This window comes from Methylobacterium sp. J-118 (assembly GCF_057836565.1).
The window spans coordinates 4,084,676-4,101,151 of sequence record NZ_JBYQFA010000001.1 but is presented as its reverse complement, the minus strand read 5'-3'; the positions used below and the strand labels follow the sequence as shown (position 1 = coordinate 4,101,151).

The 16,476-nt window shown below is 69.5% G+C and carries 13 protein-coding genes; 4 read left to right on the top strand and 9 right to left on the bottom strand.

What is annotated here, in order from left to right:
- Window positions 1-89 precede the first annotated feature (89 nt).
- From AC3IF3_RS19870 to AC3IF3_RS19860, 3 genes are read right to left on the bottom strand one after another with little or no spacing between them, the layout of a single operon-like run.
- Window positions 90-3,149 carry an efflux RND transporter permease subunit gene (locus AC3IF3_RS19870; RefSeq protein WP_489229999.1) on the bottom strand — a complete coding sequence of 1,020 codons (3,060 nt, stop codon included), beginning with the start codon at window positions 3,147-3,149 and terminating at the stop codon, window positions 90-92.
- Window positions 3,150-3,171: 22 nt separating this feature from the next.
- Complete coding sequence (locus tag AC3IF3_RS19865; protein ID WP_489229998.1) at window positions 3,172-4,272, bottom strand: efflux RND transporter periplasmic adaptor subunit; 1,101 nt, start codon at window positions 4,270-4,272, stop codon at window positions 3,172-3,174.
- On the bottom strand, window positions 4,269-5,372 hold the full coding sequence (locus tag AC3IF3_RS19860; protein ID WP_489229997.1) for an efflux RND transporter periplasmic adaptor subunit: 1,104 nt from the start codon (window positions 5,370-5,372) through the stop codon (window positions 4,269-4,271). The genes AC3IF3_RS19865 and AC3IF3_RS19860 overlap by 4 nt, the downstream gene beginning before the upstream one ends.
- Window positions 5,373-5,469: 97 nt before the next feature.
- Here AC3IF3_RS19860 and AC3IF3_RS19855 point away from each other — a divergent pair, with 97 nt between their 5' ends.
- The gene (locus AC3IF3_RS19855; RefSeq protein ID WP_489229996.1) at window positions 5,470-6,033 is read left to right on the top strand and encodes a TetR/AcrR family transcriptional regulator; all 564 of its coding nucleotides are present in this window, start codon (window positions 5,470-5,472) and stop codon (window positions 6,031-6,033) included.
- A 9-nt stretch (window positions 6,034-6,042) separates the two neighbouring features.
- Here the strand turns inward: AC3IF3_RS19855 and AC3IF3_RS19850 are convergent, their stop codons facing one another.
- The 3 genes from AC3IF3_RS19850 to AC3IF3_RS19840 are packed head-to-tail and all read right to left on the bottom strand — an operon-like array spanning window position 6,043 to window position 9,445.
- Window positions 6,043-7,107: a sensor histidine kinase gene (locus AC3IF3_RS19850; protein WP_489229995.1), complete on the bottom strand. Its 1,065-nt coding sequence runs from the start codon at window positions 7,105-7,107 to the stop codon at window positions 6,043-6,045.
- The gene (locus AC3IF3_RS19845; protein ID WP_243967105.1) at window positions 7,104-7,556 is read right to left on the bottom strand and encodes a response regulator; all 453 of its coding nucleotides are present in this window, start codon (window positions 7,554-7,556) and stop codon (window positions 7,104-7,106) included. Before AC3IF3_RS19845 ends, AC3IF3_RS19850 begins: the two co-directional genes overlap by 4 nt.
- Window positions 7,553-9,445, bottom strand: coding sequence for an MHYT domain-containing protein (locus AC3IF3_RS19840; protein ID WP_489229994.1), 1,893 nt, complete (start codon window positions 9,443-9,445; stop codon window positions 7,553-7,555). The genes AC3IF3_RS19845 and AC3IF3_RS19840 overlap by 4 nt, the downstream gene beginning before the upstream one ends.
- 927 nt (window positions 9,446-10,372) lie before the next feature.
- Between AC3IF3_RS19840 and AC3IF3_RS19835 the strand changes: the two genes are divergently transcribed.
- On the top strand, window positions 10,373-11,074 hold the full coding sequence (locus AC3IF3_RS19835; protein WP_489217753.1) for a hypothetical protein: 702 nt from the start codon (window positions 10,373-10,375) through the stop codon (window positions 11,072-11,074).
- A 6-nt stretch (window positions 11,075-11,080) separates the two neighbouring features.
- Here AC3IF3_RS19835 and AC3IF3_RS19830 read toward each other — a convergent pair whose 3' ends face one another.
- Window positions 11,081-11,365, bottom strand: coding sequence for a hypothetical protein (locus AC3IF3_RS19830; RefSeq protein WP_243967101.1), 285 nt, complete (start codon window positions 11,363-11,365; stop codon window positions 11,081-11,083).
- Between the two features lie 440 nt (window positions 11,366-11,805).
- Between AC3IF3_RS19830 and frc the strand changes: the two genes are divergently transcribed.
- Together frc and AC3IF3_RS19820 are read left to right on the top strand one after the other, a co-directional pair.
- On the top strand, window positions 11,806-13,083 hold the full coding sequence (gene frc / locus AC3IF3_RS19825) for a formyl-CoA transferase (RefSeq protein WP_489229993.1): 1,278 nt from the start codon (window positions 11,806-11,808) through the stop codon (window positions 13,081-13,083).
- 234 nt (window positions 13,084-13,317) lie between these two features.
- A complete protein-coding gene (locus AC3IF3_RS19820; RefSeq protein ID WP_489229992.1) occupies window positions 13,318-14,250 on the top strand; it encodes a methionyl-tRNA formyltransferase in 933 nt (310 codons plus the stop codon).
- A gap of 15 nt (window positions 14,251-14,265) precedes the next feature.
- Here the strand turns inward: AC3IF3_RS19820 and AC3IF3_RS19815 are convergent, their stop codons facing one another.
- Together AC3IF3_RS19815 and oxlT are read right to left on the bottom strand one after the other, a co-directional pair.
- Window positions 14,266-14,934, bottom strand: coding sequence for a class II aldolase/adducin family protein (locus AC3IF3_RS19815; RefSeq protein WP_489229991.1), 669 nt, complete (start codon window positions 14,932-14,934; stop codon window positions 14,266-14,268).
- 87 nt (window positions 14,935-15,021) lie between these two features.
- A complete protein-coding gene (gene oxlT / locus AC3IF3_RS19810) occupies window positions 15,022-16,299 on the bottom strand; it encodes an oxalate/formate MFS antiporter (protein WP_489229990.1) in 1,278 nt (425 codons plus the stop codon).
- Window positions 16,300-16,476: the final 177 nt, after the last annotated feature.

Here is a 16,476-nt window from a genome sequence, read left to right as displayed (position 1 = left end):
TGACGGTCGACCCGCCCTGAGGGGGCGAATGGGCGGGTCGACCGCGTCTCGCAGCGCCCTGTGAGCGCTGCGATCCCGTCCGCCGGTGATCAGGCGGTGTGCGAGGCCCCGCCGCTCTCGGGCCGGATGCGGTAGCAGCCGACATAGAGGGCGGGCAGGAACAGCAGCGTGAGGAGCGTGGCCGCCAGGATGCCGCCGATCATCGCGAAGGCCATCGGCCCCCAGAACACCTCGCGGGCGATGGGGATCAGCCCGAGGCTCGCGGCCGCGGCGGTGAGCAGGATCGGGCGCATCCGGTGGTGCGTCGCCTCGTAGACCGCGTCCCAGGGCGCCATGCCCTCCGCCCGGAACTCCTCGATCTGGCTCACCAGGATCACCGCGTTGCGGATGATGATGCCGACGAGCGCCAGGATCCCCAGGATGGCGACGAAGCCCATCGGCTTGTCGAACAGCAGCAGCGCCGGCACCACGCCGATCAGCCCCAGGGGCGCCACGGCGAAGACGAGCAGCATCCGCCCGACGCTCTGGAGCTGCACCATCAGGAAGAACGCCATGGCGAGCAGCATCACCGGGACCACGGCGGCGATGGGACCCTGGCCCTTGGCCGACTCCTCCACCGCTCCGCCGGTCTGGAGGGTGTAGCCCTCCGGCAGCGCCTTCACGTAGGCGTCGATCCCCGGCTGCAGGGCGGCGACGATGGTGGCGGGCTGGGTCGAATCGTGGATCGTCGCGCGCACCGTCACCGTGGGCAGCCGGTCGCGGCGCCAGACGATCGGCTGTTCGAGGTCGTAGCCGATCCGCGCGAAGGCGAGGAGCGGCACCACGGACCCGTTGGCCAGCCCGACCTGAAGCGATTGCAGGGTGTCGAGCGAGGACCGCTCGGCCGCCCGGGCCCGGCCGACGACGTTCACGAGATAGATCGAGTCGCGCACCTGCGTGATCGACTGGCCGCCCTCGATACCGTTGAGGATGCCCGCGACGTCCTGGCTCGACACGCCGAGCTGGCGCGCCTTGTCCTGGAGGATCTCGACCCGCAGGACCTTGCCGGGCTCGTTCCAGTCGAAGGTCGGCACGTCCAGGCGCCGGTCGGTGGCGACCACGTTGGCGAGGTCGAGGGCGAGATGGCGTACCGTCTCCATGTCGGGCCCGCTCAGCCGGTACTGGACCGGCCGTCCCACCGGCGGCCCGAGGCTGAGCGGCTGCACCAGCACGTCGGTGCCGACGAAGTCGCGCTGGGCGAACTCCTGAAGGCGCGCCATCACCTGGTCGCGGATGTCGAGGGATTTCGTGACGATCACGATCTGCCCGAAGAACGCGTTGGCGAGCTGCTGGTCGAGGGGCAGGTAGAAGCGCACGGCGCCCTGCCCGACATAGGAGGACCAGCTCGACACGTCGGGATCGTCCTTCAGCGTCGCCTCGAAGCGATCCATCTGCGCCCGGGTCTCGGCGATGGTGGCGTTCTGCGGCAGGGTCAGATCGACCAGCAGTTCGGAGCGGTCGGAGGACGGGAAGAACTGCTGCTGGACGTGGCCCATGCCGACGATCGCCACGGCCATCACCGCGAGGCAGGTCACGACCGTGGTCCAGTGCCAGCGCATGGCGATGCGCAGGGCCGCCGTGAACAGGCGGGTGAACAGCCCGCGCGACTCGCTGTGGTGCTTCATGGTCTTCGGCAGCAGCGTCACGCCGATGAGCGGCGCGAACAGTACCGCCACGACCCATGAGACCAGCAGTGCGGCCGCGATCACCACGAAGAGCGAGTAGGTGTACTCCCCCGCCCCCGAGCCGTTGAAGCCGATCGGCAGGAAGCCCGCTACGGTGACCAGGGTCCCGGTGAGCATCGGGAACGCCGTGGAGGTATAGGCGAAGGTCGCGGCCTTCCGGAGCGTGTCGCCCCGCTCCAGGCGCGCGACCATCATCTCCACGGTGATCATGGCGTCGTCGACCAGCAGGCCCAGCGCGATGATCAGGGCACCGAGCGAGATGCGCTGCAGGGTGACGTCCATGATCTGCATGACCACGAACACGATCGCCAGGACGAGCGGGATCGACACGGAGACCACGAGACCGGCGCGCACGCCGAGGCTGACGAAGCTCACCGCGAGCACGATGATCACCGCCTCGACCAGGGCCTCGGTGAAGCCGCCGACCGCGTGCTCGACCTGTCTGGGCTGATCGGAGACGAGATGGACGCCGACACCCACGGGCAGCTTGGCCTCGATCAGCCGCATCCGCTCCTTCAGCGCGTCGCCGAAATGCAGCAGGTTGGCACCGGGCCGCATGGCGATGGCGAGGCCGATCGCGGGCTTGCCGTCGACCCGGAACAGCGGCGACGGCGGATCCTCGTAGCCGCGGCTGATCTCGGCGATGTCGGCGAGGCGGAAGAAGCGATCGTTCACCCGCAGATTGAAGTCCTGGAGCGCGGCCTCGGACGCGAAGGAGCCGCTGACCCGTAGCGAGACGCGCTCGGGACCGGCCTGGACGACGCCTGAGGCCGAGACCGCGTTCTGCGCCTGAAGCGCCTTGATCAAGGCGGAGAAGTCGAGGCCGTAGCCGGCGAGCTTGCGGGTCGAGAAATCGAGGAAGATCGTCTCGGCCTGGGTGCCGATCAGCTGGGTCTTGCCGATGTCGGGCACCCGCAGCACCTCGGTCCGGACGCCCTCGACGTAGTCGCGCAATTGCCGATAGGTCAGGCCGTCGGCCGTGAAGGCGTAGATGTTGCCGTAGACGTCGCCGAACTCGTCGTTGAAGAACGGACCCTGCACGCCGTCCGGGAACTGGCCCTTGATGTCGGCGAGCCGCTTGCGGACCTGATAGAACGCCGGCTGGATCTCGCTCTTCTTGAGCGTGTCGCGGAACTGCACGAAGACCGTGGATGAGCCGGGCGTCGTGTAGCTGCGCACGTAATCGAGGCCGTTGAGCTGCTGCAGCTCTTTCTCGACCCGGTCGGTGACCTGATCGAGGGTGTCCTTGATGGTCGCGCCCGGCCACGTCGTCTGGACCACCATGGTCTTGATCGTGAAGGGCGGATCCTCCTCCCGGCCGAGGCGGGAATAGGCCATCACGCCGGCCACGAGGGCGACGAGCATCAGGAACCAGACGAACGAGCGATGCCCGAGCGCCCAGTCGGAGAGGTTGAAGTTCGTCACTGGGAAAGCCCCTGCCGCCCGCTCAAACGGCGCCGTCGCCCAGGCGCACGGCCTGACCGTCTCTCAGCGCGTGGACGCCGGCGATGACGACGCGCTCCCCGGCCTGGAGGCCCTCGATGACCGCGACGCGGCTCGGATCCGCGCGGTCGCGCCCGGCGGCCAGCGTCACCGCGCGGCGCGCCACCGATTTGCCGTCGGCCGAGACGACCCAGACCGCGTGGTGACCGCCCTCCTCCAGCAGCGCCGAGGGCGGCAGCAGGAAGCGGCGCTGAACCGTGCTGGTGAGCGCCACGTCGACCGTCGCGCCCAGGCGGAAGGCGGGCCCCGGATTGTCCAGGGCGATGCGGATCCGCTTCGAGCGCGTGCCCGCTTCGGCGAGCGGCGCAATTTCGCGCACCCGGCCCGTCGCGGTCAGTTCCGGGGCGCTCTGGAGCGCAACGGTGAAGGTACAGTCCGGCGGCAAGGCGCCGACATAGGCTTCCGGGATATCGACCACGGCCTCGCGCACCTCCGGCCGGGCCACGGTCACCACGGCCTGCCCGGCGCTCAGCACCTGCCCGATCTCGGCTTGGCGCTGCGTGACGACGCCGTCGAACTCGGCCTTGAGCTCGGTGTAGCCCATCTGGTCGCGGGCCTTCTGGAGACTGGCCTGGGCTTGATCGACCCGCGCCCGCGCGGTCTCGCGCTTGGCCACCGCCTGATCGAGGGTGGCCTGTGCGACGCTGTTGCCCGCCATGAGGCGGCGGGTCCGCCCCTCGGCGGATTCCGCGTTCTCGGCCTGGGCGCGGGCATCGACGAGGTCGGCCTCGGCGCGGGTCAGGTCGAAGCGCGTGACGATGACGTCGAGCGCGGCGAGGCGCTGGCCCTTCGTGACGAGGTCGCCGACCGTGACGTCGCGCGCCACCATCCGGCCGGGGATCTGGAAACCGAGCTGGGCCTGATAGCGCGGCTCCACGGTGCCGGCGAAGGGGCCCAGGGTGATCCTATCGCTCGGCTCGGCGACCTGCGTCAGCACCGGCCTAACGGGCGCGGCGGCGGCATGGGGATCGGCGCCGCCGGCGCGATCGTTGCAGCCGCCGAGCGCCGCGACGGCGCCGAGGGTCAGGATCGCGCGCGTTCTCATCGGCCGCCCTCGATCTCGGCGGCCGCCACGGTCTGGCCGGGCCGCAGGAACTGGATGCCGGCGACGACCACGCGCTCCCCCGGCTCGACGCCGCGCTTCAGCGCGATGATGTCGGGCCCGAAGCGGTCGATCTCCACGGCGCGGACCGACACGGTCCGCGCCCCCGGATCGAAGATCCACACCGCGGGATGGCCGTCGTAGCGGTAGAGCGCCGACCACGGCAGGACCACCGTGTCGTGCGGGGCGAACCGCCCGCGTCCGACCACCACGGCGCCCAGCCCCATGGCGGGCGGCGTTGCCCGGAGCCCGATCTTCACCCGGACCGTGCCGCTCGCGGAATCCACGGTCGGCGAGACCTCGCGCACCGTCCCGGTCGCCGTGACCGTGGGATCGGCCTGCAGGGCCACCGCGATGGTGCTGTCGGCCGGCTTTTGCGCGAGCAGCGACTCGTAGACGTTGAACACCGCGTCCCGCGGCCCGTCCTGCGCGAGGACCAGCACGGTCTGGCCCGACTGGACGACCTGACCGACCTCGAAGCTGCGGCTGGTCACGATCCCGGCGACGCCGGACCGGAGTTCCGTGTAGGCGAACTGCTCCTGCACGGTGCCGAAGGCGGCCCGCGCCGAATCGACGGCGGCCTGGGTGGTGCGCAGTTCCTGCTCGGCGTTGTCGTAGGTCGAGCGCGTGGTGAAGCCCCCGGCCAGGAGCTGCTTCTGTCGCTCGAAGGACATCTTCGCCTGAGTCAGCAGCGCCTCCGCCGAGTTCAGCGCGGCCCGGGCGTTGTCGAGATTCGCCTGCTGGGTCAGCGGCTCCAGCACGGCCAGGACCTGGTCGGCCGCGACGTGGTCGCCGACCTCCACCCGCCGCTCGGCGACCTTGCCGTTGGTGCGGAACGCCACGTTGACCTGGGCCTGGGCCTGGATATCGCCCGTAAGCACCACCTCGGAGGCCATCGGCGTCCGGCGGGCCTCGATGACCCTGACACGCGCCAGCGTCGGGCCACCGATGACGATCGGCTCGGCGCGGGCGCACCCGATCCAGCTGAAGACCGTTATCGCCCAGAGAAGTCGGGCAGGATCGTGGGTGGCGGGGCGGGTCATGCGGTCGATCGTGGTGGCCGGGCTCATAAGATCGGCGTGGCGCGTTCCTAGCCCAATCGTTACATACCGTCCAGTCGGTTTTTAATGCAGGTGTTCGATGCAGGCGAAGCGCAAGCGGCTGGTGGAGCGGCCCGGGATCATCCTCGAAGCGGCCGCCGCGGTCCTCCTGAAGGGGGGCTCACGGGCCCTGACCATCGACGCGGTCGCGGCCGAGGCGGGGTTGAGCAAGGGCGGCGTGCTGCACCATTATGCATCGAAGGATGCCCTGATCGCGGCGCTGGTCGCCCGGAAGCTCGCCCAGCTGCGGGAGGAGATCGCCGCCTGCGGGGCCGCGATCCCGCCCGGCCCGTCGCAGCTTCCCCGGGCGATGGTCGCGCATGTCCGCGGGCATTACGGCAACGACGACGAATCGTCCCGCGCCCTGCTCGTCGCCTCGATCGAATCCCCGGACGCCCTGCAGGATTACCGCGCCTTCGTGGCGGATCAGCTCGGCCGTCTCGGCCGGATCGAGGGCGCCTGCCCGGGCGAAGGCTCCGTGCTGTTCTTCGCGGTGCTGGGCCTGTTCATGGGGCGGGCCCTCGGCTTCCACGACCTCGGGGAGGCGGACCTGCAACCGATGCTGGCCGCCCTGGAGCGCATCGCCGGCCGTTCGGATTCCTGATCCGCCGGGTCAGGCCCGGAACGCCAGGACGGCGCGGGTGCCGGGACTTCCTGGTGCGTAGGAGAGGGCGGAGCGCAGGTTCGTCGCCATGGCGCGCACGATCCGCGAGCCGAGGCCGGTTCCGCGGATCTCCCCCTCCCCGGTCCAGCCGATCCCGTCGTCCTCGACCGCGAGGCGGACGTTGTCGGCCCCGTCCTGATCCACGGCGACCCGGATCTCCCCCGGCGTCCCGAGGGGATAGGCATACTTGTAGGCGTTGGTGACGAGTTCGGTCACCACCACGCCCACCGACACCGCCTTGTCCGGGGAGAGCCGCACCGGCGCGGCGGTCAGGCGGATCGCGTGGTCCCGCCCGTCCGCCCGCATGGCCGCCTGCAACTCCTCGACGAGGCTGCCGAGATAGGCGTCCAGCGCGACGGATTCGACGTCGTCCGACGTGTAGAGGCGGCGATGGATGCCGGCGATCGCCGAGATCCGCGCCTGCATCTCGTCGAGGGCCGCCTTGGCGGCCGGATCGGTCACGGCATTGCGCTGCATGTGGGCCAGGGCCGCCACCAGGGCCAGGGAATTGGCAACCCGGTGATTGACCTCGCGCAGCAGCAATTCGGCCCGGTCGCGGGCCTCGCGCATCTCGGCCTCGGCACGCTCCTTGTCCCGCCGCAGCGCCTCCTGCCGGAGGGCGGTATCGACGGCCTCGCCGAGGAGCTCGCGGAACTGGCCCTGGACGTCCTTCCAGACGTAATCGACCGCCCCCGCCTTCAGGGCGGCCACGGCGACGCGGCTGTCCTCGGAGCCGGTCACGTAGATGACCGGCGGCGCCCCCGGAAGGGCCCGGATCTCCGGCAGCAGGTCGAGCCCCGTCTGGCCCGGCATGTGATGATCGAGGGCCACGGCGTCGATCCCGCCCTGCGCGAGCCGGACCAGTCCCTCGGCGCCGTTGGGGCAGAGTTCCACCGCGTAGCCGCGCGCCTCCAGCGCCCGCCGGACCAGGCGGCCGAGGCCCGGATCGTCGTCGATGTACAGGATCCGCGCCCCCGCGGCGGCCCGGTCCGCGCCGGCGTGCTCCGCGGTCATGGGTTCTCAGGAACCTCCATCACCGAGAAGAACAGGCCGAGCTGGCGGATCGCGTTGGCGAAGCCCTCGTAGTTCACCGGCTTCGTGATGTAGACGTTCGCGCCGAGGTCGTAGCAGCGCTGGATCTCACGGCTGTCGTCGGTCGTGGTGAGCACCACCACCGGCGAGCGCCGCGTATGGGGGTTCGCCTTGACCTTCTCCAGGATGTCCAGGCCGGTCATGTCCGGCAGGTTCAGGTCGAGGAGGATCAGCAGGTGGCGCCGGGCGCTCGCCTCGCCGGACCCGTCCGGCCCGAGCAGGTACTTGAGCGCCGAAGTTCCGTCCTGGAACGGCACGATCTCGTTGTTGACGCCGGCCCGGCGGATGTTGCGCTCGATCAGCCGCGCATGACCCTCGTCGTCCTCGATCATCACGATGCTGACGGGGTGCACGGGGCGCTCCACGCTCATGCGGCGGCGAGGGGCGCCGGTTCGGAATCCTCCCGGACCGCTGTAGACGCACCGCGCGGCAAGGTCACGTCGAAGGTCGTGCCCGCGCCGAGTTGCGAACGGACTTCGATCCGGCCGCCGAAGGAGCGCACCAGCGCCTTGACGTGGGCGAGGCCGATGCCCTCCCCGGGCCGGTCCTGCGCCCCGGACCGGCGGAACAGTTCGAACACGCGGGCATGGTCCCGGGCGGCGATGCCGCGGCCGTTGTCGATGACGGAGAAACAGATGCCCCGGCTGCCGGTCGCGCGGGCCGTCACGGCGATCTGCCCGGGGCGGGACGGGTCGAGGTACTTGAGGGCGTTGTCCAGCAGGTTGCCGAAGATCTGCTCGATCGCGAGCCGGTCGGCGACGATCCGCGGCAGGTCGGGCGCCACCGTCACGACCGCCCGGGCCGCCTCGGCTTGGTGCCTGTGCGCGTCCGCGAGGCCCTGGAGCAGGGCCGTCATGTCCAGGGATTCCGGCATGAACTGCCGCCGCCCCTCCCGGGACAGCTTCAGGATGGCGGCGATCAGACTCTCCATGCGGTTGACCGCCGCCTTGATGAAGCCGAGCGCCTCGCCGAAATCCGCGTCGATCCGCTCGGCCTGCGGGTGCCCGGACAGGGCCGCGCGCAACTCGACCCGCGTCGCCTCCAGCTCGCTGGTGAAGCCCATGACGTTGACCAGCGGCGCCCGCAGATCGTGGCTGACGATATAGGCGTAGCGCTGGATCTCCTCGTTCGACTCCCGAAGCTCGGCCTCGGCCTCCCGCTGCTCGGTGATGTCCGTGTGGACCCCGACCCACTCACGGATGGCGCCGCGCGCGTCGAGCACCGGGATGGCGCGGATCGCGTAGTGACGCCAACTCCCGTCCGCCATGCGCACCCGGTGTTCGTGGTTGAAGGTCGTCCGGGTCCGGACGGTCTCGTTCCAGGCATCGACCGTGGCCTGGGCATCCTCCGGATGAACCGCGTCGGCCCAGCCATAGCCCTGATACTGGGCGCCGGTCTGACCGGTGAGGGCGCTCCAGCCCGGCTGCTCGCCGATCATCCGGCCGGCGGCATCGTTGGTCCAGAGCACGCCGCGGACGGCCTGGATCGCGGCCCGAAACCGGGCCTCGCTGGCCTGGAGGTCGCGCTGGACCCGCTGCTGGTCGAGGGACGAGCCCAGCATCGCCAGGAACAGGATGAAGAAGGTCGCCCCGGCGACGTAGAGCGCGAGGTTCTGCTGTCCCTGCGGCAGCATCGCGGCATGGGCGGCGGGGGCACCGGCCGCCACCGCCGTGACGGTCGCCGCCGCCATGCCGGTGTAGTGCATCCCGGCCACGGCCAGCCCCATGACGCCGGCCGCGAGCAGCCTCTGCCCGACGCCGTGCTGGCGGAACGCGAGGCGCAGGGCGGCGGTGGCCGCAGTCACCGCGATCGCGATGGAGACCGCGACGATGGACGGGTTGTAGGCGAGGTCCCCGGGGATCTGCAGCGCCGCCATGCCGGTGTAGTGCATCCCGGCGATGCCGAGGCCCATGAGCGGTCCCGCGACCAGGACGGCCGCCGGCTGCGCGTCCTTGTCGGCGACCCACGCGAACGCCATCCCGGTCGCCGCGACGGCGATCACCAGGGAGAGCAGAGTCAGGCCGAGATGGTAGGTGGCCCGAACGCCCATGTCGAAGGCGAGCATCCCGACGAAGTGCATCGCCCAGATGCCGCCGCCCATCGCCAGGGCGGAGCCCGCGACCCAAGACCAGCGCGGTCCCGGGGCCGCCCCGCGGATGCGCGCCGCAAGTTCGAGCGCCGTGTATGAGGCGAAGACCGAGAGGCCGATCGACAGGGCGACGAGCGCCGGATTGTAGCCGGTATGGATCATGGGATGCATCGCCGCGCGACGGGCGCACGCCCCGGTTTAGCCCGCGTCCGTGACGCGCGCCACACGATATGAGCCGGCATGCGGAGCATCGATTCCGGCGCACCGTCGCGCACCCGTGAGCCGGCGTTTCTCTGGTCGACGCTTCGGGCGGAGACAGTGGGCGGTGGGTCGATCGGATCCGGATTTCGGGTTTCGGTCCATCGCCCGGTCGACGGGTACGGCAGTCCAGACCTGCCACGCGCCCTTCCTCCCCCGCAGAGGCTACCGGATTCACGCTTCTCCGGCTGACACTTAAATTTTGAAAGGGTGCGCTTTTCCCCTCCCCGCACGGGCTACGGGCGACACAGGTTCAAGGCACGCGGCTCATGACGCAGCGCGACAGGCCCCCTCTCCCGGACGGGAGAGGGGACCCACGCCCCGCCGATCTGGCCGGCGAGCTCGCTGAGACCTCAAACCTGTGTCGCCCGTAGTCGCAACGGGGGGAGAGCGCGTTGCGCCGTGCAGCGGGCGATGTCTGAACAACGCTGCCCGCAAATGAGGGAGCGAAACGCGCGAGGGTCCGCCCATTGCCCGCATCCGGAAGCGCTGTATGAACATCCCTGTGCGGCGGACCGGGGAGCGTGACCTGCCTCGACGGCATCGGCACCGCACCATGATCTCACGCGCTCGCGCGAAGAACGCCGTGCGTTCTCGGATCTCGGGATGCGCTTTGCCCAAGACCTGCAGCGGCGGTGGCCGAGCGGTGATCTGTCGAATCGGCGCTGTCTTTTTTACCCAAGCATCGGAACGCTCAGGTATGGCAGCGATTCGACGCGTCTCGCGGCGCGCATCGATGACGGCGTGTCGAAAAATTCATCCCCGCGGCGCCGTCCCGGTCTCTTTATTCGCCCCGCCGCGTTGTAAGCTGTGTCGATCGCCCTTCGCGAATGCAGGTTCATGAACGAGCACGCCGCGGCGCCGCTTCCGGACCCTCTGCGCAATGCCCTGGCACGCGCCCTGTACGAGTGCGATCGCAGCAGTCACCCTGATCGTCCGGCCTGGGACGATGAGGCCTTAGAAGACGGACTTTCGGGCCGGCGCGAGCGCTATCTTCAGCGCGCCGACGCCCTGGCCGCCGGTCCCCTCGCCCCGCTGCTCGCCGCCGCGGCGGAAGAGGCTGCTCGGGAAGAGGAGCTGCGCGTGCTCCGGCGCCAGCGGATGGCGCCGGAGCGGGAACGGGAGTTGCTCGAGGCCAACAACCGGATGCTGAGCCGCGCAGAGGCCGCCGAATTGGCCCGGGACGCGGCCGAGGCGGCGCTCGCGCGGATGGGGCGTGAGCGTGACGTCGCGCGGGAGGCCGAGGCGTTCTGGCAGCAATTCGCCTTCGACGCGGACGACCTCGCCACCCGGCGCCTCGTCGAGCAGGCGGAGGTCCGGGCCGCAGCGGAGCGGGACGCGATCCGCGAGCGCTGCCGACGGGAGCGGGCCGAGGCGGCTCTGCGCCTGTTCGCCGATCGGGCGGAGGTCATGCCCAAGGAGGGCTGGGCCTCGGAACTGACGAAGGCCAATCGCGATATCCCGCTCTGGTGGTTCCACGCGGCCCGGGTCGCCCTCGAATCGTCGGGGATCACGGGCGGCGCGGCCGCAGAGGAAACCTGACCCGTCTCAGGCCGCTGCGGGCTGCTTTGCCGTCACCGGCGCCTCGCGGAACAGGGCCGTGCAGCCGGAGCCGCGGTGCATGCTCAGGATCGACGCGCGGTCGATCTCCGGGTGGGTCTTGAGCACGTTCTGTACGCAGGCGAGCACACGCTCGTATTGTGCCGCGTCGAAATTGGGTTCCAGCGGGCTGACCGCGATGTACGTCTCGACCACGAGCACCCGCTCGGCCCGGTCATGGGCGACGTCGACGGCGATCCAGGACGATTTGATCAGGCTGGTGCTGGCGAGCATGGGCGTTCCTCCTGCAGCATCGCGTCGTTCGGCCGGCTGCGGATTTTGTCGAAATCATGAACCGCTTCGGCTCAAATGCCAAGGGTGTGCCGCCATCCCGGCGCTGGGTCCGCCAGCGCGCCGGGCCCGGCACCGGGCCGGCTTACCGTGCGTAGCCGGCCACGATTGCGCCAGCCAGAATGGCTCTCGCTTCGGCCAAATGGCATGTGGTATACATATCGTCGGACCCGTAACCCGGGGGTCCGCATGACGGTCTCGCGTTCACGACGGGACCGCGCGTCGGGAGGGAGTGCAGACATGACCCGTTCGAGGATGGGACGAGCCGGCCCAGATAGCCCGCGCCGCGCAACGCGCCCCCGGGGAACCCGCAGGCCCTCCGCGCCCGCGGCCTGATCCGCGCCTCCAAATCCCGACGACCGCCCCCAGCTCCGAGACCGATCATGACCAAGGCCCTCGAAGGCGTCCGCATCCTGGACTTCACCCACGTTCAATCCGGCCCGACCTGCACCCAGCTCCTCGCCTGGTTCGGTGCCGACGTGATCAAGGTCGAGCGGCCCGGCGTGGGCGACGCCACGCGCCAGCAGCTCCAGGACCTCCCGGACGTGGACAGCCTCTATTTCACGATGCTGAACCACAACAAGCGCTCGATCACGCTGGATTCGAAGAACCCAAAGGGCAAGGAAGTCCTCTGGCGCCTGATCGCGGAATGCGACGTCCTCGTCGAGAATTTCGCCCCCGGGGCGCTCGCCCGGATGGGCCTGACCTGGGAGAAGATCCACGCGGCCAACCCGCGGATGATCCTGGCCTCCGTCAAGGGTTTCGGGCCCGGCCGCTACGAGGATTGCAAGGTCTACGAGAACGTCGCGCAATGTGCGGGCGGTTCGGCCTCGACCACCGGATTCCGTGACGGCATACCGATGGTCACCGGCGCGCAGATCGGCGATTCCGGAACCGGGCTGCACCTCGCCCTCGGCATCGTGACCGCCCTCTACCACCGCACCCAGAGCGGCCTCGGCCAGAAGGTCGACTGCGCCATGCAGGACGGTGTGCTCAACCTGTGCCGGGTGAAGCTGCGCGATCAGCAGCGTCTGGAGCATGGCCCGCTGAAGGAATACAGCCAGTTCGGCGAGGGCATCGCGTTCGGCGAGGCGACCCCGCGGGCGGGCAACGATTCCGGCGGCGGCCAGCCCGGCCGCATCCTGCGCTGCAAGGGCTGGGAGCAGGATCCCAACGCCTACATCTACGTGATCACCCAGGCCGCGGTCTGGGAGCCGATCTGCGACATCATCGGCGAGCCCGGTTGGAAGGCCGATCCGAACTACGCGACGCCGAAGGCGCGCCTGCCGCACCTCAACGAGATCTTCACGCGGATCGAGGCGTGGACGATGAAGGTGTCGAAGTTCGAGGCGATGGACACCCTGAACAAGCACGACATTCCCTGCGGGCCGATCCTGTCGATGAAGGAGATCGCCGAGGACGAGGCCCTGCGGAAGACCGGCACCATCGTGGAGGTCGATCACCCGACCCGCGGCAAGTACCTGACGGTGGGCAACCCCATCAAGCTCTCGGCGAGCCCGAGCGACGTGGTGCGCTCGCCGCTGCTCGGCGAGCACACGGAGGAGATCCTGCGCAGCGTGCTCGGCTACTCCGAATCGGAGTTCGACGAGATCGCGAATTCGGGGGCGATCGGGTCGGTCCAGAAGATCGCTGCGGAATGAACTAATCGCCGCCGCCAACGGCGGCGATCGGATATCGCGGTCACCCTGGGCGGCCTGGTCGGGCCGCCCGAAGCGCCGCGTCCCGGATATCGGAACCGGCGCGACGACCTGCTGTTTTGAGTCGCATCGTCCGTCTCCGAGCGCCGATGACCGCATATCGGGACGGGTCTCGCTCCGCTCGGAGTTTCCTCATCTGTCCCCACGGCCCGGGTGGGACGACGCTCAGGAGCTTGCATGCGCATCGCCTTCATCGGTCAGCAGGATTTCGGAAAAGCCGTGCTGGAGGCGTTCCTGAAGCGGGGCGACACGGTGGCCGCCGTCTTCTGCGCGCCGGAGAAACCGGGCGCGAAGCCGGACGTCCTGAAGACCGCGGCGGAGGAGAAGGGGGTCCCGGTCTTCCAGTTCCCGAGCCTGAAGAGTCCCGAGGCCGAGGCGGCGATGCGCGGCCTCGACGCCGATATCGGCATCATGGCCTATGTCCTGCAGTTCGCGCCTCAGAGCTTCGTCACCATCCCGAAGCACGGCACGATCCAGTATCATCCGAGCCTGCTGCCGCGCTATCGCGGGCCATCGTCGATCAACTGGCCGATCGCCCGGGGCGATGTCCAGACGGGCCTCACGATCTTCCGGCCGACGGACGGGCTCGATGAGGGGCCGGTGATCCTCCAGAAGACCTGCCCCATCGGCGCAGATGCGACGTTGGGCGAGGTCTATTTCGATGCCCTCTTCCCGATGGGGGTGGACGCGATGCTCGAAGCGGCCGACCTCGTCGTGGCCGGCCAGCACATCGAGGTCGATCAGGATGAGGACGCGGCGACCTACGAGGGCTGGTTCCGCGCCGCCGAGGCCGAGATCCATTGGTCGGCCCATGCCGAGCAGATCTACAACCTGATCCGCGCGGCCAACCCCGCCCCCGGGGCCTGGACCACCCACGATGGCCGGAAGCTCCAGATCTTCGATGCCTGCCTGCACCCGGTACGGCGGCTGGCCGACGTGAAGGGCAAGCCCGGCGAGGTGATCGCCGTCGATGAGGACGGGTTCAGCGTCTGCGCGCAGGGCGGCCGGATCGCGATCCGCAAGGTCAAGGCGGAGGGCGGCAAGAAGGTCTCGGCCGCCGAGTATGCCAAGGAGACGGGGCTCGCAGTCGGTCAGACGCTCGGCCGCTGAGGCGGCCGAGGGCCCTCAACCGCGGTCCCGATCCGGTCCGGCGGCATTCAGCCCATAGCCGCGGAAGCGTTCGACCGTTGTGCCGATCTCGTGATCGGACAGGATCGTCGGCGTGCCGACCTGAAGCGCCACCGCGTATTGGTGGCAAAGCGTCTCCAACTCGACGGCGAGCCAGAGGGCCTTCTCCAGGCTCGCCCCCGCGGCGATCATGCCGTGATTGGCCAAGAGGCAGACCGTGCGGTCGGCGAGCGCGGCGAGCGCGAGATCCGACAGCTCCGCGGTGCCGTAGGGCGCATAGGGGGCGCAACGCACGTTCGGCCCCCCGAAGGCCGCGATCATGTAGTGGACCGCCGGGATCTCCCTTCGGCACAAGGCGAAGGCCGTGCAGTAGACTGGATGTGCATGGACGATGGCGCCGCAATCCCGCCGGGCCGCGAGGATGTCGCGATGGAAGCGCCATTCCGATGAGGGCTTCTGACCCGGCGGGTGCGTGCCGTCGAGGGCCATGGGGACGACGTCGTCCGGCCTCATCCGCGCCGTGGGCAGGCCCGAGGGCGTGATCAGCAGGCCGTCGCGGAAGCGCACCGAGACGTTGCCGGAGGTGCCGCGGTTCAACCCCTGCGCGTCGAGATCCCGCGCAGCCGCCACGACGCTCTCCCGCGCGCTGCGCTCGTCCCTGTCCATGACCGATCTCCGGAAGGCCCGGCCCCGGGTAGGCGCAAAAGCCCGACGCCGTAAAGGCGCCGGGCTCTCCAGTGTGCGCGCGGCGGGTTACTGGGCCAGCGCCGGGGCGAGGCTGGTGTCCCGCTTCTTGGTGTAGGCCGCGCGCATCGGCTTCAGGACGAAGAGCGCCAGCAGGGCCGCTAGGATGTTGAGCGCTGCGGCCGCCAGAAACACCGTGTGCCAGCTTCCGGTCATGGTCGTGAGCACGCTGGTATACGGGACGATGAGCGCCGCCGTGCCCTTGGCGGTGTAGAGCAGGCCGGCGTTGGTGGCCGCGTATTTCGACCCGAAGGTGTCGCCGCAGGTGGCGGGGAACAGCGAGTAGATCTCGCCCCAGGCGAAGAACACGAGGCCGGTCAGCAGCACGAAGGCGATCGGGTTCTGGCCGAGCTGGCTGAGCGCGTAGATGCCGAGCCCCTCGATGGCGAAGGCGACGAACATCGTGTTCTCGCGCCCGATATGATCGGAGACCCAGCCGAAGAACGGCCGCGTGACGCCGTTGAGCACCCGGTCGAGGGTCGCCGCGAAGGTCAGCGCCGGCAGCGTGATCCCGAGCAGCGAGACCGGCACGTCGGCGATCTTGAAGTCCTTTGCGATGGGGCCGAGCTGCGCGGTCGCCATCAGGCCGCCGGCGGCCATCATGACGAACATGGCGTACATCACCCAGAAGATCGGCGTGCGCACCATCTCGGAGGGCTTGAAGTCGCGCTTCGACTGGCTGACCCGGGCGACCTCCGGGACCTGACCCTTGGCCGGCGCCCGCAGGAACAGCGCGATCAGCATGACGATGACGCCCTGCCCGATGCCGAAGGCGAAGAACGCGGCCTCATAGCCCTGGGACTTGATCATCGCCTGGATCGGCACGACGGTCAGCGCCGAGCCGGCGCCGAAGCCCATCGCGGTGATGCCGGCGGCGAGGCCGCGGCGGTCCGGGAACCACTTCAGCGAGTTGCCCACGCAGGTCCCGTAGACCGCGCCGGCCCCGGTCCCGCCGATCGCGGCGGCGATGTAGAGCATGGTGAGGGTGTCGGCGTAGGCGTTCATCACCCAGGCGACGCCGCAGAGCAGCCCGCCGAACAGGGTGACGATGCGCGGACCGTACTTGTCGACGAACCAGCCCTCGATCGGGACCAGCCACGTCTCCGTGACCACGAACAGCGTGAAGGCGACCTGGATCGCCGCCCGGTCCCAGCCGTGGCGCTCCTGCATCGGATTGACGAAGAAGGTCCAGCCGTACTGCATGTTGGCGATCATGCACATGCAGACGACGCCGAAGGCGAGTTGCAGCCAGCGGCCGCGCCCCACGGGTCTGCGGATCTCAGACATTCGCTTCCCTCCCAGCCAGTTTTGTTGTTGTCGATGATCTCGTGCGGTCTGTATGCCCCGCCATGCTACGCAGCGGCAGAGCAAAGCGACCGCCATGCGTTGAAAAATTCTTGCGTCACCGAAAAATTAAGTCTTCCGGTCCGAAGTCGTGTTGCTCGAACGACTTCGACAACAATT

What these genes read in the sequence shown, in the direction of transcription:
- AC3IF3_RS19815 (WP_489229991.1), bottom strand. Translation starts at nt 14,934, where the DNA reads ATGGACAGGGACGAGCGCAGCGCGCGGGAGAGCGTCGTGGCGGCTGCG.
- frc (WP_489229993.1), top strand. Translation starts at nt 11,806, where the DNA reads ATGACCAAGGCCCTCGAAGGCGTCCGCATCCTGGACTTCACCCACGTT.
- AC3IF3_RS19845 (WP_243967105.1), bottom strand. Translation starts at nt 7,556, where the DNA reads ATGAGCGTGGAGCGCCCCGTGCACCCCGTCAGCATCGTGATGATCGAG.
- AC3IF3_RS19860 (WP_489229997.1), bottom strand. Translation starts at nt 5,372, where the DNA reads ATGACCCGCCCCGCCACCCACGATCCTGCCCGACTTCTCTGGGCGATA.
- AC3IF3_RS19840 (WP_489229994.1), bottom strand. Translation starts at nt 9,445, where the DNA reads ATGCATCCCATGATCCATACCGGCTACAATCCGGCGCTCGTCGCCCTG.
- AC3IF3_RS19865 (WP_489229998.1), bottom strand. Translation starts at nt 4,272, where the DNA reads ATGAGAACGCGCGCGATCCTGACCCTCGGCGCCGTCGCGGCGCTCGGC.
- AC3IF3_RS19835 (WP_489217753.1), top strand. Translation starts at nt 10,373, where the DNA reads ATGAACGAGCACGCCGCGGCGCCGCTTCCGGACCCTCTGCGCAATGCC.
- AC3IF3_RS19855 (WP_489229996.1), top strand. Translation starts at nt 5,470, where the DNA reads ATGCAGGCGAAGCGCAAGCGGCTGGTGGAGCGGCCCGGGATCATCCTC.
- oxlT (WP_489229990.1), bottom strand. Translation starts at nt 16,299, where the DNA reads ATGTCTGAGATCCGCAGACCCGTGGGGCGCGGCCGCTGGCTGCAACTC.
- AC3IF3_RS19820 (WP_489229992.1), top strand. Translation starts at nt 13,318, where the DNA reads ATGCGCATCGCCTTCATCGGTCAGCAGGATTTCGGAAAAGCCGTGCTG.
- AC3IF3_RS19830 (WP_243967101.1), bottom strand. Translation starts at nt 11,365, where the DNA reads ATGCTCGCCAGCACCAGCCTGATCAAATCGTCCTGGATCGCCGTCGAC.
- AC3IF3_RS19850 (WP_489229995.1), bottom strand. Translation starts at nt 7,107, where the DNA reads ATGACCGCGGAGCACGCCGGCGCGGACCGGGCCGCCGCGGGGGCGCGG.